The sequence below is a fragment of the Klebsiella ornithinolytica NBRC 105727 = ATCC 31898 genome (genome assembly GCF_001598295.1).
GTDB lineage: Bacteria > Pseudomonadota > Gammaproteobacteria > Enterobacterales > Enterobacteriaceae > Klebsiella > Klebsiella ornithinolytica.
The window spans coordinates 295,177-311,687 of record NZ_BCYR01000006.1 but is presented as its reverse complement, the minus strand read 5'-3'; the positions used below and the strand labels follow the sequence as shown (position 1 = coordinate 311,687).

Here is a 16,511-nt window from a genome sequence, read left to right as displayed (position 1 = left end):
CGCTTGAGCCTGTCGCGCCTTATCCGGACGAGCAACCCGCGTGCCCCGGTAATCGCGGCGGTGCCGGAGTTAGTTTACGCCCGCAAGGGTAAAGTTTTCAGGCATATGCAGCATTGAGGTATCCAGGCTGGTTCCTGTTTCAAAGGGAACGACCCACAGCCGTAGCGTTTTACTCTCGGAATGGCGGAACTCATACGGGTGAATCGGCGGCGCCGTGAAGCCTTTATGGTGCGGGTAGATCAGCAACATATCCCCCTCGCCGCGTAGATGATTTATCCCGTATGCCAGCATCTGGTACAAATCGCTTTGCGCGAGGTTAAGCTTATCTTGCGTGGCATCCACTATTTTCCATTTCATATCGCAAATGACGGCAGAGACCTCCGGGCCGTTACGCGGGATAAGCCATACATCTGGCCGGAGCTGAAATCTGGGCGTTTCACCCTGGTGGACAAGATAATGTGACTTTGATTGCGGCTTCACCTGCCAGTGAGCATGGCAACGATAGCGCAGCCAGGCAGTGACAAAGGATTCAAACACGGCCTCCATTGGAAAGAGAAGTGAAATGGCCTGAGCATGCCCCTGCATACAGTGCGGTGAATGACCTTTTAGAATGAGCTTTGCCCACTCCAGCGCCGGAGAATAATGCTGCATGTGGCGATCGAGGTGAACCTGCCGGAAAGCCATATCAACATTACCGATCCCGGGGATGGGTTCAAATAGCGCTTGTAGACGATTCAATTTCTGCAGCAGCGCGGGGCTACTGGTGTAGCCATACACCTTATCGATCGCGGTTTTTAGCAATCTGTTTTCAAGCCGCTCGACGCGGTATTCATCATATTCGACATAAAAACGATCGCGGCGGACGCTGTTTTTTTTCAGCTGCTCGCTGACCAGAAGTTTTCCCTTCAGCCACGGCAAATTGTTCTGCTGACGAAGATAATCGTGTTTGAGACCTTTGCGGACGATAGCTTCGAGACTGGTCACAAATTGCTGAACGAAGATATCCATTAAGGTCATCTTCGACGTCATGATGCTCGCTGCCGTGGTCTCGATATGACGAAAATTTTGTAATGTCGACAGCATCATCAGCAGTCGAGAACGCGCGTGCGATGCGTTTTCCTGTCTCTTATCCGCCTTCGGCAGAACTTCAATCATTCTCTGCTGGGGGAGTGCGATGACGCCAACATAATTCTTCACCTGGATGACTTTGATGCCGTTCAGGGCGCGTAAGGATAGTAAACGCCGATCCTCACTGTCTTCATCGTTCAGGCAGCGTTGTTCCAGCCAATGAAACGCCGATGCGGGTAAAGACACCGAATCGGTTAATTTGCCGCTGTCCTCTTCATTAACCAGATAGCCGTATTCGAAAATGGAGTACGAGGTGCCCGCCATCAGCGCTGCTCCGCGGCTTTAGCCTGCGGTTGGTAAATCTGCTGGTAAGCCTGCGGGTTATCCCATACCGGATCATTATCCTTGCATAGCTGATAGCTCACGCCGGCTTCTTCAAGGTCCTCAATTGCCGTCTGGCCAAACAGCGTTGACACGTCGTTCTGATTAGCGACGGAACGGATGAAGCGCAGCGTCTGATCCGCTTTTTGATTATCGCCAAGGACCAGACGGATTTTCTGCCAGTCGTTGTAGAAATACTCTTCCAGTAACGGAAGAACCTTATTTTTCATTACGCGTTTTAATCTTTTTAGCGCCTCGACGGGATTATCTTTTGCCTGCACCACCGGAATGAAAAAGGCATGCCCTAGCGTATGTTCACTGTCGTAGAGGGCCTGGATACGTGCGTTCAGGGTAATCAGCAGCGCTTTGAGGTCGATACCATGAATATGAGTATCATTCAGCACCGAGGCATCGGGCATCAGCGCTTCAAATTCAAAGCGTCGACGCAGCGCTGTATCCAAAGCGGTTAGAGAACGGTCTGCGGTATTCATGGTGCCAACAATGAAGAGATTGCCAGGAACAGAAAACGGTTTAGCGGAGTAGGGGAGACTTACGCTCAGCGCTTCGGCTTCTCCCGCTCGCTTTGATGTCTCAATCAGCGTAATGAGCTCGCCGAAAATCTTAGAAATATTCCCGCGGTTTATTTCATCAATAATGAGGACGTAGTTTTGTTTTTTCTTTTCTGTTATTGTCCGTGGCGTGTCGGGAATATTGAAATGATGAATGAGATAATTAAGAATGCCGCGAACGTAGGAGATGTTGTAAATATTTTCGGTCTCACCATGATATAAGCGACGAATATTCTCGATAGACGCCGGGTAGCCGCTTTCAAGTCGGTCGTTCTTCGATTGTGAAGGGAAGATACGGAAGGTGCTGTTATTGGCGTAGGTCACTTTGAACATACTGCCATTTGTCGTTTTGAGCGTCACGCCATTTTGCTCGGCGCATTGCTCTTTAAGCTTTTCTACGGCTTCGTCCAGCGCGAGCTGCATTCCAGAGTCACCGAAAGAAGCGTCTTCACAGATCTGCTTAAACACACCCGGTTTAATATCATAGCGCACGCTGCCATCGTCGCTGGTTTCCGCTCTTAATCCTTCAATAAATTCTTCATAACCAAAGCTTTGATGGAATGTGATAAAGCGAATGCGCTTCTCTTCAACCAGCGCATCGTAGAGTTTTTTGAGCTCTACCCGACGTTCGGTTCTTTCTTTACCATCGAGACGGGAGAATGCCTGAGGTTCGCAGGCACGTACCGCAATTTCAATGGTCTTGTAGGTTTTACCGGTTCCCGGAGGGCCGTAAAGGATTAAGTTTTTTGGCGGTAAAATATCGATTGGCTCATCATCTTGCTCTGCCGTCGTCGATTCTGTAATACTCGCTTCGATTGCAACATTGCTTTCTTCGGCAATTTCCAGGTTATACAGATGCCAGAGAGACATATTTAACTCAATATCATCCTGCTCATCATGGAGCTGCTGCCGAAGCTCTTTTTTTAGTAACAGATTTAACCTGAACCAGGTTGCCGTATCCCAGTTATAGTCTTCCGGGAGTCCGAGACTGAATTTATTGTTGCAGTAATTATAAACCCGGAAGAAAACATCTTCCTTAATGATACTGGTTAACTGGTCAGGGTAAAATGCGGAAAAGGTGCGGCAAAGAAGCGCACGATAAAACTTCTTCACGATGCCATATTCTTTTAGCTGTTGTAAAAACTGATAGGCACGATCAAAATTTTCCGCTGTACAGCCCGAGGCAATAATTTTTGTTAATTCACGAAGCTGGTCCTGTGCTTGATTAAATTCTTCATAAGACATACCACCCTGTTTTAGGCTGGCCACTCTGTTGTCGCGGGTGTACCACAAATCCTGGATGGCCCGGTGGCTAAAATCTGGATTTTCACGCCGCACCCGGGAGGTTATGTCCCGGTATCCAGCCCCCCATTCGGGGTCAAACTCACTATTTTTCTGAGTCAGTGACTTAAAAAATAGTGCCAAAGTCTGCTGATGTGACTCCATTCCGTTCTCCCCGAGTGATATCCGTTTTACAAATGGTTTTTATCATACGAAGCATACCCTTTAGGAAAAAAAGAAAAAGCGCTCGTTGTGTCAGCGGAGGGATATACGAGCTTGGGCCCAGGGAAACCAGGCTTCCTTGAGGTGGGGTTGCGCACCTGTCAGGGATTCTGAACCTGCAGATGGTGGTAAACTTGTAGCCCCGGCTAGCGCAGTGCTCCCGGGGATTGAGCTTATGCCAGCTTAGGTTTTTGCCCGACGATCACGTCGATTAACACCTGCACCTGTTTCTGCTTGCGTGCCGACAGCTTGCTGACCTGGCGCAGAGAGGCGGTGAGTTCCGGCTCCGGCTGCCTGGCGGTAATGACGATACAGCCGTTCATCACCTTAAGATCCACTTCGGTGCCGGTGGCAAAACCCGCCGCCTCCAGCCACTGACCCTTCATGGTCAACGCCGGAATACGCTGGTAATCAGGATGACGCGTCGCATAGCTCACGGTTAAATGACGGTTATTCGTTGGAGAGACTTCTGGATCGGTGAATTCTGCAATAGAATGCGGGGTAGTCATGATGGCTATTCCTCTAGAAATAGTGATTGTGATTAGCGGGACGCTCGTGTTGCTGCACGGGCGTCTTGCGTTATACCCAAAATAATTCGAGTTGCATGAAGGCGGCCAGGGAGTGAATCCCCAGGAGCGTAAATGAGTACGTGACTGGGGTGAACGAGCGCAGCCAACGCACAGGCAACTTGAAGTATGACGGATATAAATACCTGTACATATCATCAGGGAATAGAAGAAAAGTCCAGCTGAAAATGAATGAAAATAATGGTGTGGATGCGGGGATGCATTATTTCTGGTGATGGGAACGAAGCGGCTATTTAGCCGCTTTATTGGTTTCTGGGGGCGGGTTAATTTATGGCGGCGTCGGTGAGGGCGTCGGCCAGGTGGAGCTGGGTTTGTTGGCTGGTTTGCAGACGAGTTTTAAGATCAGAGCAAATCTTGGTAGCCAGATTCACGAATGCTATGCATTTTTGCTGGGTAGCAATAGATGGAACTATAATCGGAATTTCTTCGACTACTTTCTTGCTGATTTTAGGCATTGTTCCCGATGTTCCGGTCATTCTGTCCCACATAAATCCCCTGGCTAAAGGTGATGATAGCCAAATAGAAGCATATTCGGGTAAGAGATCTTCATTTGTTCTTATTTTCATCATTAGATCTGGATAAATGATATTTTTGTGATTTTCTTTTACCAAAACATTACAGCCAACAAAATTTGCAGAGTTTCCCCTTTGAATTAAAATGTCACCCTCTTTAATATACAGATGGCTGTTATTATCGATGTCAATATCTACAAACTTGGATTCTTGTATATTTAGTTCTCCATAAGAAGTTGCACCAAGCTTTAAGGCTTTGAACCGAGTATTATTTTTTGATTCTACAGGAGAAAACCCATTTCTTGGGCCAAAAGAAAGAAACGTTTTTAGCTTTTTATATTCGACAACATCAGTGCTTTGAACCAGTTTACCCATCACCGCCAGTTGCAGAATGGTTTGTTTTAAGGCGTCAATGCTGGCTTCGGTGGTAAACAGTGTGTCGAAATGCTCGCTGATACGCGCCCAGTTTTCGGCCAGTTCATCGGCGTTCTGGCTGTTGGTTAGCGTGGTTAGCAGGGTTTCAACCAGCTGTTGATGGGCGTCCAGGCTGGTCAGGGAGTGCTGTTCCAGTTGGTCGCAGAGGGACATGAGTTCACTCAGTTTTTTGGCAATACAATTTTGCTCGTTAGCTGGGGGAAGACATACAAGTAAGGGATTCAGTTTTGCTAATGATATATTAGCAATATTTGTAGTTTGGCTAGCAGATTCAATTAGTTGTGATTTATACGTCTCGCATCTGAGTAGAGCCATTAGGTATTGCTCATTCACAAATAATGGTCTAAGCACACTCAGAAAACCGCCGAAGGTGAATTTGCTATGGTTAGGCAGAGAAGCTAATGCAACTTTACCAACTAATTCCCGACTATTAGCCATAGACATTACGATGTCGTTTTCTTGAAGAAATTGATCTTCTCTTTTTACAAAACTGTCTGAAATATATATTAAATCATCCCAATCAATTTGTTCCTGAACGTTTGCTGTTCTTAAACAGGCTATTTTACCTTGAGAATAAGTTTGAGCTTTTTCACTTCCAGGGAAAGTTATACCGCGAATAATATTGGTAAAATCACCCAGCCGTACCCACTCCCACCCCTCTGGCAGCTCAAACGGCTTCTCTTCCTCGCTAATCTCCGGCAGCGGCTTGGGCTTTTTAATTTTCCCCAGCTTCACCAGCTCGGCTTTTTCCGCTGCAATGCGTTTCAGCAACTCTGACGCCGGTTCGTCGTGCGGATCCTGCGGCACCAGCTTGCCGCGCACCGCCAGTTCCAGAATCAGCTCGCGCAGCTTCTTAATCCCATACAGATCGATCTTGCCGGAGCTGCCGCGCCCGGCCGTAGAGCGAGTTTGCAGCGCCGTGGTCCAGGTATCAATATGGTCGACAATCAGTTTTTCCACCGCCATCAGTTGGCCTCCTTACCGGCGAGCGCCGCGCCGAGGATATCGCGCAATTGGTGGCGCAGGGTCTGGATCGCTTCCTGCTGCTTTGCGTACTGCGCCAGCAGTTCGTCCGGATCGTGGCTGACGGTTTCCGCCTGATGCGGGTTCTTGATATCGAGGTTAAAGTTGCGGCCAATCACCTCGTCGATGCTGACCTTCCACGCTTGCTCGTTTTCGACACGGCTGGCGAAGCCGTCGGCCTCGTTACCCCACCAGTCGATCTCGGCCTGGAACTCCTCAAACTTCATCGGTTTGGTTTTGCTGTAGTTCTTCACGCCCGCCGGGTACGGGTGCTCGTAGAACCAGATTTCTTTGGTCGGCTGGCCTTTGGTAAAGAACAGCAGGTTGGTTTTAATCCCGGTGTACGGGTTAAACACGCCGTTCGGCAGACGCACGATGGTGTGCAGGTTGCACTCCTCGGTGAGCAGCTTTTTAATTTTGGTTTTCACCCCTTCGCCAAACAGCGTGCCGTCCGGCAGCACCACCGCCGCGCGGCCGTTTTTCGCCAGCACTTCAATGATCAACTGCAGAAACAGATCCGCCGTTTCACGGGTCTGCATTTCTGCCGGGAAGTTCTTCTCGATGCCATCCTCTTCAGTGCCGCCGAACGGCGGGTTGGTGACGATGACATCCAGCTGTTCATCCCACGACGACAGCGGCTTGTTGAGGGTGTTGTCGTGACGAATTTGCACCGGCACTTCAATGCCGTGCAGCAGCATATTGGTGGTTGCCAGCAGGTGCGGGAGCTGTTTTTTCTCCACGCCGTGGATCTGCTGTTGCAGCGTCTGGTGATCGGCCACGTTCTGCACGTAGTTATTTTTTACGTGATCGAACGCGCAGGCGAGGAAGCCGCCGGTGCCGCAGGCCGGATCCATAATCGACTCACCGAGCTTCGGATCGACGCGATCGACCATAAAGCGGGTGACGGCGCGCGGGGTATAAAATTCACCGGCATTGCCTGCCGATTGCAGATCTTTCAGGATCTGTTCGTAAATATCGCCGAACAGGTGGCGCTCGCTGGCGCTGGTAAAGTCGATTTCGTTCAGCTTGTTAATCACCTGACGCAGCAGGGTGCCGTTTTTCATGTAGTTATAGGCATCGCTGAACGCCTGCCTGACCACAAAGCCGCGCGGGTTCTTATCAATCGGCGCGGTAAGGTTTTTCAGCGTCGGGAACAGGTCATCGTTGACGAACTCCAGCAGGGAATCGCCGGTAATGCCCTCGGCATTTGCCGCCCAGGTGCGCCACAGGTAGCGCTGCGGGATCGGATACTGGTAGTTATCTTGTTCCAGCTCCAGCGCCTCTTCCTGGGCGTCAAAGATTTTCAGAAACAGCAGCCAGGAGAGCTGGCCGAGGCGCTGCGCATCGCCGTCCACGCCGGCGTCTTTGCGCATAATGTCCTGTAATGATTTGATAACTGAACTGATCGACATGATGTGTTCCATGTTTCATTAACAATAAGGCCTTCTGCTACGCGGTGGCAGCAGAAGGCACAAAAGGGGAGTGGTTACGCGGAGCGGGGCGGTAGGTGGTAGATTTCGCTCTCCAGCTCGCTGATGGCCTGATTATACCCGTTACGGTCGCCGAAACCGCTTTTAATGATCTCCGGCAGCGTACCCATGCTGTCGAACGGCTTGAGCTTCAACACCTGAATACTCTCTATTTCCTGCACGCCCGTGTCGGCGTATTTATCCAGCAGCGTATTCAGCACCGCCTGCGCGGCGTCGGAGTATTTGGTGAAGTAGTTGCGCTTACGCACGTTCTCCGCCCGCTCTTTGCGGGTTAACGGCGGCTGACCATACACCACGTGGCACAGCATGTCGAACGGGTCGAGCTCTTTACCGACCTCTTCCGCCAGCACTTCCCAGATTATACCCTGCTGTTCCAGCTCCTTGATGATGGCCTGTTTGCGCTCGGCGCCCTGCCATTTGCGGGTGAAATCATCCAGCGAGGCGTACTCTTTGAGCAGCGTTTTACGGGTGTAGTCTTTGAAGGATTCGGTGACCAGCTTGCCGTCGGCGTCGTAATACTGCACGCGCTGGGCGATCACGCCGACGGCGACGCCGTTGACGTGGAACTTGCGTACCTTGTTCTCGTCGTCTTCTGGCAACGGACCGACATCGTCTGAACCGGTGGTGGTATAAGGCGCGGGATCTTCATCGGCACCGGTGATGTCGTCGTCGGCCTCTTCCTCGTGCTCGTCGAACTGCTCTTCAAAATCAGACTCCGGGTCGGCGATATCTTGCGGCGTGGTCTCCATCACCTTTTCCGGGATGCCGTCAAAGCGCTCATCGGCGAACAGTTCGGTGGCCTTTTTGAAATCGAGGATGGTGAACCACAGCTTGCCATAGCGTTCATCGATACGGGTGCCGCGGCCGATGATCTGCTTGAATTTGGTCATCGACTGAATGTTTTGGTCCAGCACTACCAGTTTGCAGGTTTTGGCATCCACGCCGGTGGTCATCAGCTCGGAGGTGGTGGCGATAACCGGATAGGCTTTTTTAGGGTTAATAAAGTTATCCAACTGGGCTTTGCCGATGTCGTCATCGCCGGTGATTTTCATCACGTACTTGTCGTTCTTTTTCACCTGTTCCGGGTTGAGATTGACCAGCGCACGGCGCATGCGCTCCGCGTGATCGATGTCGTTACAGAAGATGATGGTTTTATCCATCGGGTTGGTGCGCTTGAGGTAATCCGTGATGGTTTTTGCCACCAGTTCGGTGCGCTCATCAATCACCATCGTGCGGTCAAAATCTTTCTGGTTGTAGATACGGTCGTCGATCAGCTCGCCGTTTTTATCCGTCTGGCCTTTGGTGGGACGCCAGCCCTGAAGATCGACGTCGATATCGACGCGCACCACTTTATACGGGGCGAGGAAGCCGTCTTCGATACCTTCTTTAAGCGAATAGATATACACCGGATCACCGAAGTAATCGGTGCTGGAGACTTCATGAGTCTCTTTCGGCGTGGCGGTTAAACCAACCTGCGTGGCGGCGCTGAAGTAGTCGAGGATTTCGCGCCAGGCGCTGTCTTCCGAGGCGCTGCCGCGATGGCATTCGTCGATCACAATCAGATCAAAGAAATCCGGCGCCACTTGTTTAAAGGCTTTTTGATCTTCTTCCGGGCCGGTGATGGCCTGGTATAGTGCGAGGTGAATTTCAAATGCCGGATCGATAGTGCGCCCGGTGACTTTGGTCATCGCCGCGCCAAACGGCAGGAAGTCGTTATTTTTGGTCTGATCGACCAGAATGTTGCGATCGGCGAGGAACAGGATCCGCTTCTTACTTTTCGCTTTCCATAAGCGCCAGATGATCTGGAAAGCGGTATAGGTTTTCCCCGTCCCGGTAGCCATCACCAGTAGAACGCGGTTTTGCCCGGCAGAGACGGCTTCAATGGTTTTATTGACGGCCTGTAGCTGGTAATAACGCGGCGATTTACCGCTGCCGTCGTCGTAGTAGTCCTGGGTAATCACCGGGAGCTGGGCTGCGGTGTAGCCTTTCCAGACGCAGAGCTTATGCCAGAGTTCATCTGGCGACGGAAACTCGTCCAGAGTAATATGTTTTTCGAGCAGCTCGCCTTCGGCTGCCGTGGCATCGCGGAAAATAAAACCGTCGCCGTTGGTGGCGAAGACGAAAGGAACGTCCAGCAGGCGCGCGTACTCGATGCCCTGCTGCATCCCCTTGCCGATTTCGTGCTTGTTGGCTTTGGCTTCAATGACTGCCAGCGGAATGCCCGGCTTGTGATACAACACGATATCGGCGGATTTCACCGTTCTACGCGCTGCAACCTTACCGCGCACGATGACTTTGCCGTCCCGGAGTTTGACTTCTTGTCTGATTTGCGTTGTGTCGTTCCAGCCAGCATCGAGGATGGCGGGTATAACGCGTTTGGTGATGATGTCTGCTTCCGTCAGGGTACTCAGGTTCAGGTCGGCCATAGTGCTCTCTTTACGTGAACAGGAACTTTCTGATTTTACATAATTATCAATACCGGGAGAAGATATTTATACACGCATTCAAGAATAAGTTTTTATTGATTTCATTAATGTGTAATGGATTGGTTTTTAAATGATAAGATAATTCGCAAAATTCTTTTTTGTTTATTATTTCCTTTCCGTCTACCAATCTTATTTGACTGGATAAATAATAAGAAATGCTTAGTGATAAAAGTAGGATAACTGCACTGGCTGGTCTTTTGTAGTATATCGATAAGTAATGGAATGATGGGACTATTAATAATCTGTATGTAAGTATAAGAGCAAGCATCGACAGTATAAAACCTATGACTAGATCAATATTTCCGGATGGTTTGTTAAAATGTCCAGTAAGGAAAACCCTGTTGATTGCGATGCAAAATAAGAAAAAAACTATTATGTTGATAACCGCGTAGGTTTGAATTACTTGAAAGAAGTAAACACTGTGCCACACTTTTTTTTTGAATCTGGTTACTGTAGACATACACAGCCAGAAAAATACACCAAACTTTATAGGTTGAATTAACAAAAGAGTGTACCAGTATAGTTGATTAAATATTAATTTAAAACTAGCTATGGGGGCTACTTTTATTGAAAGGAAACTGAATGCCGCTATCAAGGATCCTACAATTAGTATTGACTTGAAAAGATTAGCGCCAGAGTTTACCAGTGGAGCATATTCATGAGTGCCATCATATATCTCCGGGTGTTTAATGAATATATACATTTCCGAAAGGAAATCATATCCTGGCATAATACTTAATGCATTTATCAGGAATGACTTTAGGTTACTGGGCATATATTGTTCCAATTAGTTGAAATAAAAACTCACTCCATCGCCACCTTCACCGCCTCCCCCAGCTTCACCATCACCTCCCGGTGCTTGTCGATCGGCGGCAGGGCGCAGTTGATCCTTAAACAGTTGCGGTATTTCCCGGACGCCGAGAACAGCGAGCCCGGCGCGACCTGGATTTTCAGGCGGCACAGCTGCTTCGCGACGCAGACCATATCGACGTGCTCGGGGAGCTCAACCCACAGCATATAGCCGCCCTTCGGCCGGGTAACGCAGATGCCGCAGGGGAAGTATTCCCGCAGCCAGCAGGTGTAGATCTCCATATTGCGCTGGTAGATCTGCCGCATCCGCCGCACGTGGCGATGGTAGTGGCCTTCGCGGATGAAGTTACAGGCGGCCAGCTGGGTTGAAGGAACGTTGGTCCCGCTGGCGGCGTATTTCATCTGCAGCAGACGATCGTAGTAGCGGCCTGGCGCGATCCAGCCGATGCGCAGGCCCGGCGCGATAGTTTTGGTAAACGAGCTGCAGAGCATCACCCGGCCGTCGATATCCCACGAGTGAATGGTGCGCGGACGCGGGTAGTCGGTGGCCAGCTCGCCGTAAATATCATCTTCGAAAATGACAATATCGTGACGCTGGGCGAGGGTCAGCACCGCGCGCTTGCGGGCATCCGGCATGATAAAACCCTGCGGGTTATTGCAGTTCGGCACCAGGATAACGCCTTTGATCGGCCACTGCTCCAGCGCCAGCTCCAGCGCTTCGATACTGATCCCGCTGTCCGGATCTGTAGGGATCTCAATGGCTTTGATCCCCAGACCGCGCAGCAGCTGCATGGTACCGTAATAGGACGGAGATTCGACGGCAACGATATCGCCGGGCTGGCACACCGACAGCAGGGCCAGCGACAGGGCGCTATGGCAGCCGCTGGTGATCACTAAATCATCGGCGGTCACCACGGAACCGCCGTCGAGCATCAGGCGGGCAATTTGTTCACGCAGTTCGCGGCGCCCGGCCAGCTCGTCGTAGTTCAGCACCTCGCTGAGGTTATGCTGAATCACCCGGCTAAGCTCACGCCACAACGGTTTCAGGCTGGGCTGAGTGACGTCCGGCGAGCCGCCGCCGAAGGGGATGATGGTTTTATCATTGCGCGCGTCGAGCATGGTCAGCACCTGATCCCACTGGGTGATCTCCACCGGGCGCTGAACCGGGCGCGACATCGGCGGTACCGGCGGCTGGGCTTTACGCGGGGCGACAAAATAGCCGGAACGCGGCTGCGGGGTGATCAGCCGCTGCTGTTCCAGCGTCTGGTAGGCCTGCTGGACGGTGCTGATGCTCACCCCGTGCTCCTGACTCAGGCTGCGTACCGACGGCAGTTTTTCGCCGTCGCGATACAGCCCTTGCTCAATACGTTCTGCCAGCAGACTGGCCAGATGTTGGTAACGCGTCATGCTGTATCCTTTATTGCCGCCATACAGATAGATAAACCAGTACAGATGGATGAAAAAAAAGCCACGCAGATATCGTTTTAATCAATCTGTATGTTAAAGAAAAGTATTTTGTGCATCTGTATTGTTGGGCTTCAGATCCGCGAAGATAAAGCCTCTGGCAAGGCGAGGAGGTAGAGGATGGAATTTCACGAGAACCGGGCAAAACAGCCGTTTATCGGCTTCGTATTACTGGGCCGAATGATAAGAAAATGGTGGTTACGGCAGCAAACGCGACGGATTTTGCAGCGAATGAGCGATGAACAGCTCAAGGATGTCGGGCTGAGGCGAGATCAGCTCAATTAAAAAATGCGCTTTTCCCCGGATGACGGCGTAAACGTGCTATCCGGGCGACCAATTCATAGCCCCGGTAAGCGCAGCGCGACCGGGATTTTCCCGGAGGCGCTGCTGAGCACCTGTCCGGGCGACAAAACCGCACGAGGCCATAGCCCCGGCAAGCGGTAGCGCGACCGGGGAAATGTCCGCCAGGGTTATTACATTCACAATATTTATCAATTAATGCTTCTGCGTCCACCGTTTCTTGATACTTATCCTGATAAGTATTATTTTCTTCTCAGCTAACTGAGGAAAGAAACATGACCGAAGACGAACTGTTCGCCCGCCGCCCGATGGGAATGCGGATGGCGATGGTGGTACGCCAGTGGCGCGCGACTATTGACTCTGCTATCACCGATACCGGCCTGACCCAGTCAAGCTGGACGGTGCTGATGCAGCTGCATCAGCTGGGGGATAACGTCTCGGTCAGCGAACTGGCGGAGGTGCAGGGTATTGAACTGCCGCCGCTGATGCGCACCCTCACGCAGCTGGAAAACCAGGGCTATCTGGTGCGTTCCACATCGCCATATGACAAACGCATACGCCTGCTGACGCTGACGGCGGAAGGCCGGTCGATACTGGAAGAACTGAATCGTGTGATTGAGACCTATCAATCCCGCGTCACCCGGACCATTCCTGCGGCGGATCTCGCCACCTTCAGCGCCACCTTAAATCACATCGCCTGCAATTTGCGGACAATCCGCGAAGAAGATAACAAGATCTAAAAAACTATGATGACCCCTGAACAAAAATTTGCCCGCTGGGTAAGGGTAAGTATTGTCGCGTTCCTGACGATATTCGCCTGGTTTATCGTTGCCGATATCTGGATCCCGCTGACGCCGGACTCGACCGTCATGCGGGTCGTGACGCCCGTTTCACCACGTGTCTCCGGCTATGTGTCGCAGGTCTATGTGCACAACAATAGCCAGGTGAAGAAAGGGGATCTGCTCTATGAGCTGGATCCGACGCCGTTTATCAACAAAGTCCAGGCCGCGCAGATCGCCTATGAGCAAGCAAAACTGAGTAATCAGCAGCTTGATGCCCAGCTTGCCGCCGCACGCGCCAACCTGCGCACCGCGCAGTTCACCGCCCGCAACGATAAAGTGACTCTGGATCGCTATCAGCGGCTGAGCACCATGCAGAACGTTTCGCAATCGGATCTCGATAAGGTGCGCACAACCTGGCAGACCAGTGAACAGTCGGTCAGCGCGCTGAATGCCAGCATCCAGAATCTGCTGATCCAGCGCGGAGAGCGCGACGATAACCGTAACGTGACGCTGCAAAAATACCGCAACGCGCTGGAAGAGGCGCAGCTCAACCTTGGCTGGAGCAAAGTCTATGCCGAAACGGACGGGATGGTGAGCAACCTGCAGCTCAATCCGGGTCTGTATGCTACCGCCGCCACGCCGCTGCTGGCGCTGGTCAGCAACCATACCGATATCGTCGCTGATTTTCGTGAGAAGAGCCTGCGCCACACCGGGGTGAATACCGACGCTGCGGTGGTTTTCGATGCGCTGCCGGGGAGAGTATTTCCGGCGCACGTGACCAGCAGCGACGCCGGGATTTTAGCCGGCCAGGAAGAGGTTAACGGCCAGCTGTCGCAGCCGGAGCAGTCCACCCGCTGGGTGCGCGATGCCCAGCGGATGCGGATCCACGTCGCGCTTGATGAACCGCTGGACAAACCGCTGCCGACCGGCGCCCGTGCCACGGTTCAGCTCTATAACAGCGAGGGTCCGTTCGCCCGCACCTTTGCCGGCCTGCAGATCCATCTGGTGAGCCTGCTGCACTATGTCTATTAATACGCTGGCTCGCGTTTTCACCCCGCACGGTAATATCGTTTACACGGCGAATGACTTTCGTCAGACGCTGCGGATCGCCTTTGCCGGGATGATAGCGCTGAGTATCTCGACCTTCTACGATGTGCAGTACGGCGTCTTCTTTGTGGTCTATCCGCTGATGCTGCTGTCGCTGGTGCCGGTTTTTAATCGTCACGTCGCCAGGCAGTTTATCTTTAGTGCGGCAGTAAACTGCGTTGAAATGGTATTGATCGTCGGCTATCTGTCGCAATGGCCGATTGTGATGACGCTGGTGGTTTTTGGCCTCTACGTGATGCGTTTTCGCTTCATGAGCCAGGGACCGCTGTTTCTGCTGGGATCGATGGGGGTGGTCTGTCAGAGCACGATGCTCAACTTTATGAGCTATCCCACCAGCAACTGGCACACGCTGCTGTTCTCTAATATGGAAGCCTGCGTGATGGCGGTGGCGCTCAGCGCGTTAATGAATTACCTGATTCCGGACGTCGAACCGCGTAAGCCGCCGCCGCGAATCGAGAAAGACGCCGCCAGGGTGCGGCATGAATCGCTGCTCTCCGGCACCGTTGCCACCCTGATTTTCGTGGTCTTCCAGATCTGCGATCTCAGCGATTCCCTTTCGGCGCTGATGGCGGGGATCCTGATCCTGTTCCCGATGCACTACCGCGGCGCGGTGATAAGCTCGGTGTGGCGCGTCGCGGGGGTGGTGCTGTCCTGCCTGTATATTCTGGTGGTGCAGCTGCTTATCTACGATTTCAGCAATCATATGGTATTGATGATGCCGTTGATTGGCCTGGGTCTGGCCTTTAGCGCTCGCCTGCACGTGATGGAAAAGGTAGGCGCCGGGGTGGGTTTCGCCAGCATCACCACCATCGGGATCATGTTCGGCCAGAACCTGCATCCGGACCAGGATCTGATCTTCAGCGATCTATACCGGATTACCTCGGTGACCACCTCGCTTATCGTCACGCTGACGCTGGTTTTCCTCGTGCACCGGATTCTGAACTGTTTTGCGCCGACGCGGTTCGTGATTACCGATTAATCCTTCTGCGGGAAGCTGGCGATGCACTGCCACGCTTCCCCACTCTGCTGATACAGCGCCGCCGTATGCCCCGCGATTATCCAGCTTCGCGCCGCGTCTTCCGTTCCCTCAATCAACACGCACAGACCGCAGCCGCTGCGCAGCTGGCGCGGAATATCTTTGATTTGAAAGGCAACCCCGGCGGCCTGCAGCGCCTTGCGGGTCTGTACCACGCCAACGGTTGAATGAAACAGATACAGCCAACTGCTCATTCGCGCCTCCGCAGACGCTGGCCGATTAGCGCCGCGCCGAGCGCCCCGGCGAACTGGGCGTCGGGATGGGTGGCGACCGGCATACCGACATGCGTCTCCAGCATGCGGGCGAAGGCGGCGCAGTGGCTGACGCCGCCGGTAAACAGCAATGGCCCCTGCGCGGACAAGCGGCCGATAAAGTTTGCGCTGCGCCGGGCCATGGCGTTGATCACCCCGGCCAGAATCGCCTCCGGCGCGACTCCGGCTGAACGCAGGCTGATAACTTCCGATTCGGCGAATACCGTGCACATGCTGGTGATGGCGTGCGCTTCAACGCCTTCGGTAATGGCGTCCAGCTGCTCGACGCTGGTGCCGAGGGTTCGCGAAATCACCTCCAGAAAGCGACCGGTGCCGGCCGCGCATTTGTCATTCATCAGAAAGTCGCTGAGGTTGCCCTGCGCATCCAGCTGGATGACTTTGCTGTCCTGGCCGCCGATATCAATAACCGTGCGGGTTTCCGGCGCCAGCAGGCGTGCGCCGAGCCCGTGACAGGAAATCTCCGTCACCTGTTTATCGGCAAAATCAACCAGTTGGCGACCATAGCCGGTGAGGGTTAAAAAAGGGGGGTCCGCGAGGCCCGCGCGCAGGGTCTCCCAGGCGTCGTTGATGGCGTCGGCGGGGCGAAAAGGGGTCGGGCAGAGGAAACGGCGCGTAATGACGCCGTCTGCCAGCAGGATGCCTTTTGTCGCGGTGGAACCAGAGTCAATACCTACCGTGTAGATCAC

The 16,511-nt window shown here is 52.6% G+C and carries 13 protein-coding genes; 4 read left to right on the top strand and 9 right to left on the bottom strand.

Features of this window, described 5'->3' with window-relative positions:
• Positions 1–69: 69 nt before the first annotated feature.
• The 7 genes from ROR01S_RS14585 to ROR01S_RS14550 form a co-directional block, all read right to left on the bottom strand.
• A complete protein-coding gene (locus tag ROR01S_RS14585; RefSeq protein WP_439951164.1) occupies positions 70–1,395 on the bottom strand; it encodes an McrC family protein in 1,326 nt (441 codons plus the stop codon).
• Positions 1,392–3,464 carry an McrB family protein gene (locus ROR01S_RS14580; protein ID WP_064359611.1) on the bottom strand — a complete coding sequence of 691 codons (2,073 nt, stop codon included), beginning with the start codon at positions 3,462–3,464 and terminating at the stop codon, positions 1,392–1,394. Before ROR01S_RS14580 ends, ROR01S_RS14585 begins: the two co-directional genes overlap by 4 nt.
• A 230-nt stretch (positions 3,465–3,694) precedes the next feature.
• Positions 3,695–4,030, bottom strand: a complete 336-nt coding sequence (gene symE / locus ROR01S_RS14575; protein ID WP_064359610.1) for an endoribonuclease SymE — start codon at positions 4,028–4,030, stop codon at positions 3,695–3,697.
• 341 nt (positions 4,031–4,371) lie between these two features.
• Positions 4,372–6,021 (bottom strand): restriction endonuclease subunit S, encoded by a 1,650-nt coding sequence (locus ROR01S_RS14570; RefSeq protein ID WP_064359609.1) that lies wholly within the window; start codon positions 6,019–6,021, stop codon positions 4,372–4,374.
• Complete coding sequence (locus tag ROR01S_RS14565; RefSeq protein ID WP_064359608.1) at positions 6,021–7,490, bottom strand: N-6 DNA methylase; 1,470 nt, start codon at positions 7,488–7,490, stop codon at positions 6,021–6,023. The genes ROR01S_RS14570 and ROR01S_RS14565 overlap by 1 nt, the downstream gene beginning before the upstream one ends.
• A gap of 74 nt (positions 7,491–7,564) precedes the next feature.
• On the bottom strand, positions 7,565–9,994 hold the full coding sequence (hsdR, locus tag ROR01S_RS14560) for an EcoAI/FtnUII family type I restriction enzme subunit R (RefSeq protein WP_064359607.1): 2,430 nt from the start codon (positions 9,992–9,994) through the stop codon (positions 7,565–7,567).
• 864 nt (positions 9,995–10,858) lie between these two features.
• Positions 10,859–12,271: an aminotransferase-like domain-containing protein gene (locus ROR01S_RS14550; protein ID WP_015585221.1), complete on the bottom strand. Its 1,413-nt coding sequence runs from the start codon at positions 12,269–12,271 to the stop codon at positions 10,859–10,861.
• Positions 12,272–12,448: 177 nt separating this feature from the next.
• Here ROR01S_RS14550 and ROR01S_RS26250 point away from each other — a divergent pair, with 177 nt between their 5' ends.
• From ROR01S_RS26250 to ROR01S_RS14535, 4 genes are all read left to right on the top strand, one after another.
• Positions 12,449–12,613 (top strand): DUF1127 domain-containing protein, encoded by a 165-nt coding sequence (locus tag ROR01S_RS26250; protein ID WP_004857521.1) that lies wholly within the window; start codon positions 12,449–12,451, stop codon positions 12,611–12,613.
• A 290-nt stretch (positions 12,614–12,903) separates the two neighbouring features.
• Positions 12,904–13,368: a MarR family winged helix-turn-helix transcriptional regulator gene (locus tag ROR01S_RS14545; protein WP_004857523.1), complete on the top strand. Its 465-nt coding sequence runs from the start codon at positions 12,904–12,906 to the stop codon at positions 13,366–13,368.
• Between the two features lie 6 nt (positions 13,369–13,374).
• Positions 13,375–14,442 carry an HlyD family secretion protein gene (locus tag ROR01S_RS14540; RefSeq protein WP_004857525.1) on the top strand — a complete coding sequence of 356 codons (1,068 nt, stop codon included), beginning with the start codon at positions 13,375–13,377 and terminating at the stop codon, positions 14,440–14,442.
• Positions 14,432–15,496, top strand: coding sequence for a DUF2955 domain-containing protein (locus ROR01S_RS14535; protein ID WP_004857527.1), 1,065 nt, complete (start codon positions 14,432–14,434; stop codon positions 15,494–15,496). The genes ROR01S_RS14540 and ROR01S_RS14535 overlap by 11 nt, the downstream gene beginning before the upstream one ends.
• Here ROR01S_RS14535 and ROR01S_RS14530 read toward each other — a convergent pair.
• Positions 15,493–15,747, bottom strand: coding sequence for a putative Se/S carrier protein (locus ROR01S_RS14530; RefSeq protein WP_004857528.1), 255 nt, complete (start codon positions 15,745–15,747; stop codon positions 15,493–15,495). The two genes, ROR01S_RS14535 and ROR01S_RS14530, sit on opposite strands and share 4 nt — an antisense overlap.
• Positions 15,744–16,511 carry a putative 2-hydroxyacyl-CoA dehydratase activator YjiL gene (yjiL, locus tag ROR01S_RS14525; RefSeq protein WP_064359606.1) on the bottom strand — a complete coding sequence of 256 codons (768 nt, stop codon included), beginning with the start codon at positions 16,509–16,511 and terminating at the stop codon, positions 15,744–15,746. Before yjiL ends, ROR01S_RS14530 begins: the two co-directional genes overlap by 4 nt.

Coding starts and splice junctions, on each gene's coding strand:
- hsdR (WP_064359607.1), bottom strand. CDS start 9,994: ATGGCCGACCTGAACCTGAGTACCCTGACGGAAGCAGACATCATCACC.
- ROR01S_RS14550 (WP_015585221.1), bottom strand. CDS start 12,271: ATGACGCGTTACCAACATCTGGCCAGTCTGCTGGCAGAACGTATTGAG.
- ROR01S_RS14565 (WP_064359608.1), bottom strand. CDS start 7,490: ATGTCGATCAGTTCAGTTATCAAATCATTACAGGACATTATGCGCAAA.
- ROR01S_RS14535 (WP_004857527.1), top strand. CDS start 14,432: ATGTCTATTAATACGCTGGCTCGCGTTTTCACCCCGCACGGTAATATC.
- ROR01S_RS14545 (WP_004857523.1), top strand. CDS start 12,904: ATGACCGAAGACGAACTGTTCGCCCGCCGCCCGATGGGAATGCGGATG.
- symE (WP_064359610.1), bottom strand. CDS start 4,030: ATGACTACCCCGCATTCTATTGCAGAATTCACCGATCCAGAAGTCTCT.
- ROR01S_RS14540 (WP_004857525.1), top strand. CDS start 13,375: ATGATGACCCCTGAACAAAAATTTGCCCGCTGGGTAAGGGTAAGTATT.
- ROR01S_RS14570 (WP_064359609.1), bottom strand. CDS start 6,021: ATGGCGGTGGAAAAACTGATTGTCGACCATATTGATACCTGGACCACG.
- ROR01S_RS14580 (WP_064359611.1), bottom strand. CDS start 3,464: ATGGAGTCACATCAGCAGACTTTGGCACTATTTTTTAAGTCACTGACT.
- ROR01S_RS14530 (WP_004857528.1), bottom strand. CDS start 15,747: ATGAGCAGTTGGCTGTATCTGTTTCATTCAACCGTTGGCGTGGTACAG.
- ROR01S_RS26250 (WP_004857521.1), top strand. CDS start 12,449: ATGGAATTTCACGAGAACCGGGCAAAACAGCCGTTTATCGGCTTCGTA.